We start from the raw sequence: 6,423 nt of genomic DNA, 5'->3' as shown, positions 1-6,423 counted from the left end.
AGCCGAAGGCGTATCCGGTGCCATGGCCTGCATTGGATAAGCTGCCGCAGCCGATGCAGCAGTGGCTGGTGGAGCACAGGGATTATATCGAACCCCTGCATCAGCGTTACCAACAGTACCGCTGAGCAGGAAGAGAAGAGACTGCAGCTGCAGTAGTCCTGGCAGGCTCAGTTGATGATCTGACCAAGCAGCAGGGTAGAGCTGTAGCCAAAGGTGTAGGCAATCAACAGCGCCAGCAGAAATTTCAGATAACTGCCGAAGGTCAGCTCGTTGATTTTGCTCATTGCCACAATACCGGCAGATGAGCCGATAATCAGCAGTGAACCACCCACACCCACAGCGTAGGTCAGCGCCATCCATTCCTGCAGACTCATGGTCACGTCAGCTTTCAGCAGAGCGGCGGTCAAAGGCACGTTATCAATCACAGACGACAGCAGCCCCATCAGGTAGTTGGCGGCCCAGGCCGGCATGATTTCGTACAGGCTGACAAAGCTTTTCAGCGCGTGAATTTCTTTTAGCGAGCCAACGATCAGCAGAATACCGAGGAAGAACAGCAGAGTATCAAACTCAATCTGACGGATGTAATTCAGAATCGGATGATTTTCCGTGTCTTCGCCATAGGCGCGGGCCACCAGAAACATCACCGACATACCGGTTAAGAAAGACAGCACTGGCGGAATATCAAACAGCACGTTACCACCGATGGTGGACAGAATGGTCAGCATAAAGACAGCACCAATCACCAGATCGACACGGGCAAGGTCGTTCTTTTTGTGATTGATCACGGCCACATCTTTTAACGGCAGGGACAGCATAAAGGCCAGCAGCAATACAGCGCACAGGGCGGGAACGGAAAGGAACAGCAGATTGGTGATGGTCACCTTGCCATCAAGGAAAATCATCAGCGTGGTAACGTCACCGGTAATCATGGAAACGCCACCTGAGTTGACTGAAAACACCGCAACCGTAGCGAAACGCAGGGTCTTTTTAGCTGGCAGATTGAGCGACAGAATCAGTGCCACAGAAATCAGTGTGGCGGTAATGTTGTCGGCCAGCGATGAAAAGACAAAAGCAAACAGGCCGGTCATGATCAGCAGTTTCCGTTCCGATACCTGCTGCGGCAGAAAGCGGTAAATCAGGCTTTCGATCAGACCTTTTTTGTTCAGGTAAGCAACGAACGTCATGGCTGCCAGCAGGAACAGCCAGAGACTGGCGATCTCCGCAATATTCTCATCCAGCCCTTCACGCACCAGTGCATGTGTTTCTTCATTCGGGCTGAACATAAACAACAGCACCCAGGACAGCGCACCGAGAAACAGCACCACCTGTGCCTTATTAATGTGAATGACTTCTTCGAGTATGACTCCGAGGAGACCCAGCAGGGCCAGGGCGATCAGGACGTAGGGCAGAAAATCGGGCATGTTATTAAAGTATCCGCAGGCAGGCTCAGTAAAAGAACGCCCGTTGTGAGTAATACCCGCAACAGGCCGGTGCTCCATTGTAAAGTTGAGTCAGTTGCTCAGAAAGTAGTAAAAGTGCGGCAAATTGTCAGATTGTTGAAAAAATGGCGCCAGATGCACGGGCTGTGTGGCCCGCAGTCATAGCAGTGATCTGCGCAAAAGACTGTTTTTCTGTGCGTTGGTGCGGCTTTTATTGCCTTTATTGCCGCTGGCAGGTGATTCCGGCGTCTGATTGGTTATGCTCAACTTCGCGGACGATACAAACTAAGGAATTTCAATGACGCATTTTTCTCTGTGGCGGCGCAGCCTGCTGACACTTTTTATCGCGGCTTCGGCTACCGGTCTGACAGCTTGCGGAGGTGGCTCTGGCGGCGGCTCAGGACCGGACAATGACAATGCAAATCAGAACGATCCGGACACCTCAGCCCCAGATCCTGTGAGTGGAGGTGACTGGTATCAGCCGGCGCCGGGTGTGAGCTGGTACTGGCAGCTCAGTGGCGATCTGAATACCGGCTACAGTGCAGAAATTTATGACATCGACCTGTTCGACAATTCTGCCTCAGTCATTGCTGATCTGCAGGCTGGCGGGCACAAAGTCATCTGTTATTTCTCTGGCGGTTCCTATGAAGACTGGCGTGGGATTAAGCGCTGCTGATCAGCTGAGTTATAACCGCTTTATTGCCAACGAAGCTCATACGCGTGGTCTGGCCGTTGCTCTTAAAAACGATCTGGATCAGGTGACTCAGCTGGTGGATTATTTCGATTTCGCAGTGAACGAGCAGTGTGCGCAATACGATGAATGCGATCTGCTCGATCCCTTTGTTGCCGCCGGTAAGGCCGTACTGCAGGCAGAGTATGCCAGTGAATATCAGAGCACATCGGGTCTGGCATTGCTGTGCAATGAGATGGCGGGCTCTGAGTTCAGTACGCTGGTGTTACCGCTGGATCTGGATGACAGCGTCGCGCCACGCGGCTGTGACGACTGACGTTTAACGGGGTGATGCGGAATGCGGTGATAAGCAGCTGAAGACTGACTCCGCGGCGGAGTCAGTCGGGCAGAGGTCTGGTCAGAACTGCTGCCAGCTGCCGCCCCTGTTCAGGGATTCGTTCCATTCACACAGCAGGTCTGCCTGAATGTGTGCCTGTTCGAACAGGAATTCCAGTTCTTGCGGGGTGTTTTTTTCACCGGAGTACAGTGGCAGTTTGCGCAGGCGGGCAACCAGCGGGTGATCCGGAACCTGCATTTTGTTCTGTTCCAGTGTCCAGCGGATGTGGTTGCTGAGCATCCTGAAGAAGCTGATCTTGGTACTCAGGCTGAACAGGGTAAAGTCATGCAGATCGTTAAAGTGCTGATAATCAATGCCTGCCAGCAAAGCGCTGCGGCCGCCCACTTTGATCGAAGCGGAGCGTTTTGATTTCATCACCATGGCCATCACGCCGAACATTTCGCCCGGGTTCACCGTGTTGATGATGTCCTGATCATTGTCGTCTGACATCACCGCCAGCTGACCTTTGAGCAGGAAATAGAGTACGTTGGCATCTTCCCCGCGATGCAAAACAATTTCATTTTCATCTGCAGTCACAAACTGAGTCACACTCATCAGTAATTCAAACTGAGTGGGATCTGTCTGGATCAGATCTTTGAAGAAGGTTACGCCGTTAACGATACGATGAAGGGTATCGATCGGGTATTCTTCGCGGGTAATTCGACGCATGGTTTCTCCACAGTTTTTGCCGCAAACGGACGCGGTATGTCGGAATATAACACGCGACCAGTGGCGTTAAAGGTCGTATCCGGCAATATTTCAGGTGAGCATTGATCTGTGTGACAGGGATCGCAGGTTGACCACGCAGACTCCGGTTTCACTGCTATGGGATATTTATAAACAGCTGTGCCAGTCTGGAAGGAATGCGTAGTGAATTTTACCGGAGATGTCACGATCACTAGCAGCTAGTGCAATTTTCGCAGCGGATAATAACAGATGTAAAATGGCTCATCATGTCCATTTATCAGACTTTATGACCAGTTGTCCGTGGCAGGGTTTTCCATAAAAAAACCGGAACAATCGTCCCGGTTTTTTTAATGGTTTTGCTCAACGCCTTATGAATAAATTATTGCTTATAAAAGCATTATTTATTCAACGCCCTGGGAGCGCAGGTACTCATCATAAGTACCGTGGAAGTCGACGATCTGGTTATCGCGGATTTCCAGAATACGGGTTGCCAGAGAGGATACAAATTCACGGTCGTGAGACACAAATACCAGCGTACCTTCGTACATTTCCAGTGCCATGTTCAGCGACTCAATGGATTCCATATCCATGTGGTTGGTCGGTTCGTCCATAATCAGTACGTTGTGATCCGCCATCATTAATTTACCGAACAGCAGACGGCCTTTTTCACCACCGGAGCAGACTTTCACTTTCTTCTTGATATCGTCCTGATTGAACAACAGACGACCCAGAGTACCGCGTACGATCTGATCATCGTGTTTCTCGGTTTTCCACTGCTCCATCCACTCGAACAGATTCAGGTCTTTGGCGAATTCGTATTCGTGGTCCTGAGCGTAGTAACCGATGTTGGCATTCTCTGCCCATTTTATCTCGCCACCGCTTGGTGTGATGTCGTTAACCAGACACTTCAGGAAGGTGGTTTTACCCACGCCGTTAGCACCGATTACCGCGATCTTTTCTCCGGCTTCAACCAGCAGGTTGGTGTTTTTGAACAACGCTTCTTCGCCTTCATAAGCGTGGCTCAGGCCTTCGACTTCCAGCGCCAGACGGTGCAGTTTCTTTTCCTGATTAAAGCGGATAAACGGGTTCTGACGGCTGGACGGCTTGATGTCATCCAGTTTGATTTTATCAATCTGCTTGGCACGGCTGGTGGCCTGCTTGGATTTGGAGGCGTTGGCCGAGAAGCGCGAAACGAACTGCTGCAGTTCAGCAATCTGGGCTTTCTTCTTGGCGTTTTCGGACTGCAGACGTTCACGGGCAGCGGTCGAGGCGATCATAAAGTCGTCATAGTTGCCCGGATAGATTTTGATGTCGCCATAGTCGATGTCGGCCATGTGCGTACATACAGCGTTCAGGAAGTGACGGTCGTGGGAGATGATGATCATCGTACACTTCATGTTGTTCAGAATGCCTTCCAGCCAACGGATGGTGTTGATATCCAGGTTGTTGGTTGGTTCGTCGAGCAGCAGGATGTCCGGGTTAGAGAACAGTGCCTGTGCCAGCAGCACCCGCAGTTTCCAGCCCGGAGCCACTTCGCTCATCGGGCCGTTGTGCAGTTCTGAATCAATACCGGCACCGAGCAGCAGTTCACCGGCACGGGATTCAGCGGTATAGCCGCCCATTTCAGCGAACTCACCTTCCAGCTCGGCGGCGCGCATATAGTCGTCTTCGGTGGCTTCCAGGTTGGCGTAAATCGCATCACGCTCTTCTTTAACAGCCCACATCTCTTTGTTGCCCATCATCACAGTGTCGAGCACGGTGAATTCTTCAAAGGCGAACTGATCCTGGTTCAGCTTACCCAGACGTTCATTCGGGGTGACGCTGACGTTACCTGCGGTAGGCTCCAGCGTACCGTCGAGGATCTTCATGAATGTGGACTTACCACAGCCGTTGGCGCCGATCAGGCCGTAGCGGTTACCTTCCCCGAATTTGACGGAGATGTTTTCGAACAGCGGCTTGGCACCGAACTGCATGGTGATATTAGCGGTGGAGATCACAGAGGAGTCCTGAAACTGGTGTTTGTGGATAGTTGAATGGCGGCGATTATACGGATTTTGCGGCGAAAAAACGAACACCCGGGCAGTCTGGCAGGTCCGTCAGTTTTACCATCATATTTCCTGAACAAATCCGTTGGTTTTTTGAATACATAGCCCCTGCCGTCTGTATTTAAATCAGTGGCTGACCCGCATCGCTCAGGGCAACGAGCCTTAAGCGCATGCCTTTTAAACCAGCCCAGTAACGGAGAGTTCCATGACAACAGCTGCTGCCACGCAAGAGCACTATGAAAAACTGATCAACCGCCTCGGCTGGTTTGCCTCTGTAATGGGCATTCTGATGTTCTCATCCTACATCGACCAGATCCGCCTGAATCTGAATGGCCAGCCGGGTTCGGTGATTCTGCCGCTGGCGACCACGGTCAACTGCTTCGCCTGGATGGCGTATTCGTATCTGAAGCGCGACCGCGACTGGCCGCTGTTCTGGTCCAACAGCGTGGGGGCTGTGTGTGGCTTTGCCACGGCGGTGACGGCGCTGATGTACTGAAGTGCATGCCTCACGCAGCTATAAAAAAAGCGCCCACAGGCGCTTTTTTTGATCGTGCACTAAGTGCTTACTTCGCGCTTATTTACCGGCGCGGCCGAGAAAACGACGTTCCTCGATGTTGATACGCACAACATCACCGGTAGAGATATGCTCAGGCACCTGTACAACCAGACCTGTGCTCATGGTGGCAGGCTTGGTACGGGCAGTGGCTGAGTTACCTTTTACGGAAGGTTCGGTGTCAGTGATTTCCAGCTCTACTACTAAGGGCAGATCCAGACCCACCGGGGCACCGTCGATCAGAATCACCTGTACGCCTTCAGTCTGTTCGTTGATAAACAGCACTTCTTCAGCGATAGAGTCTTTGTTCAGGTGGTATGGGGTGTAGTCTTCGTTGTCCATGAAAATGTACTCGTCGCCATCGGCGTAAGAGAACATGGATGGACGCTTCACCAGATCGGCCAGGGTCAGCATTTCAGAGTCCTTGAAGGTCTCGTCGACTTTGTGGCCGCTTACTACGTCGTACATACGCATACGGTACAGGCTGCCGCCAGCACGGCCCTGTGGTACGGAACGTTCAATATCTTTTACGAAGTACACGCTGCCGTTGTATTCGATCGCAGCGTTCTTTTTGATTTCACTGGCTTTTGGCATAACAGAGAGCTCCTGAGTGGCACCGGGGCGCCGGTCAG

General features: G+C 51.9%; 7 protein-coding genes. 3 read left to right on the top strand and 4 right to left on the bottom strand.

The window, feature by feature from the left end:
• Positions 1-167 precede the first annotated feature (167 nt).
• Complete coding sequence (gene nhaD, locus B2Z72_RS08360) at positions 168-1,421, bottom strand: sodium:proton antiporter NhaD (protein ID WP_297004529.1); 1,254 nt, start codon at positions 1,419-1,421, stop codon at positions 168-170.
• Between the two features lie 316 nt (positions 1,422-1,737).
• On the opposite strand from nhaD, the gene B2Z72_RS08355 reads away from it, so the two are divergent.
• Entirely contained in the window at positions 1,738-2,115 is a 378-nt protein-coding gene (locus B2Z72_RS08355) for an endo alpha-1,4 polygalactosaminidase (protein ID WP_297004527.1), read from the top strand.
• Positions 2,084-2,446, top strand: a complete 363-nt coding sequence (locus B2Z72_RS08350) for an endo alpha-1,4 polygalactosaminidase (protein WP_296982879.1) — start codon at positions 2,084-2,086, stop codon at positions 2,444-2,446. Before B2Z72_RS08355 ends, B2Z72_RS08350 begins: the two co-directional genes overlap by 32 nt.
• 81 nt (positions 2,447-2,527) lie before the next feature.
• Here the strand turns inward: B2Z72_RS08350 and B2Z72_RS08345 are convergent, their stop codons facing one another.
• Both B2Z72_RS08345 and B2Z72_RS08340 read right to left on the bottom strand, forming a co-directional pair.
• Entirely contained in the window at positions 2,528-3,175 is a 648-nt protein-coding gene (locus tag B2Z72_RS08345; protein ID WP_296982878.1) for a cyclic nucleotide-binding domain-containing protein, read from the bottom strand.
• A 419-nt stretch (positions 3,176-3,594) separates the two neighbouring features.
• Entirely contained in the window at positions 3,595-5,190 is a 1,596-nt protein-coding gene (locus tag B2Z72_RS08340; protein WP_296982877.1) for an ABC-F family ATPase, read from the bottom strand.
• Between the two features lie 253 nt (positions 5,191-5,443).
• Between B2Z72_RS08340 and B2Z72_RS08335 the strand changes: the two genes are divergently transcribed.
• Positions 5,444-5,734, top strand: coding sequence for a SemiSWEET family transporter (locus B2Z72_RS08335; protein ID WP_296982876.1), 291 nt, complete (start codon positions 5,444-5,446; stop codon positions 5,732-5,734).
• Positions 5,735-5,812: 78 nt separating this feature from the next.
• On the opposite strand, the gene yeiP is transcribed toward B2Z72_RS08335, so the two are convergent.
• On the bottom strand, positions 5,813-6,385 hold the full coding sequence (yeiP, locus tag B2Z72_RS08330; protein ID WP_296982875.1) for an elongation factor P-like protein YeiP: 573 nt from the start codon (positions 6,383-6,385) through the stop codon (positions 5,813-5,815).
• Positions 6,386-6,423: the final 38 nt, after the last annotated feature.

The sequence above is a fragment of the Thalassolituus sp. UBA6592 genome (assembly GCF_002433655.1).
GTDB lineage: Bacteria > Pseudomonadota > Gammaproteobacteria > Pseudomonadales > Oceanobacteraceae > Venatoribacter.
The sequence above is the reverse complement of the archived record's forward strand: the minus strand, read 5'-3'. Positions and strand labels throughout refer to the sequence as shown.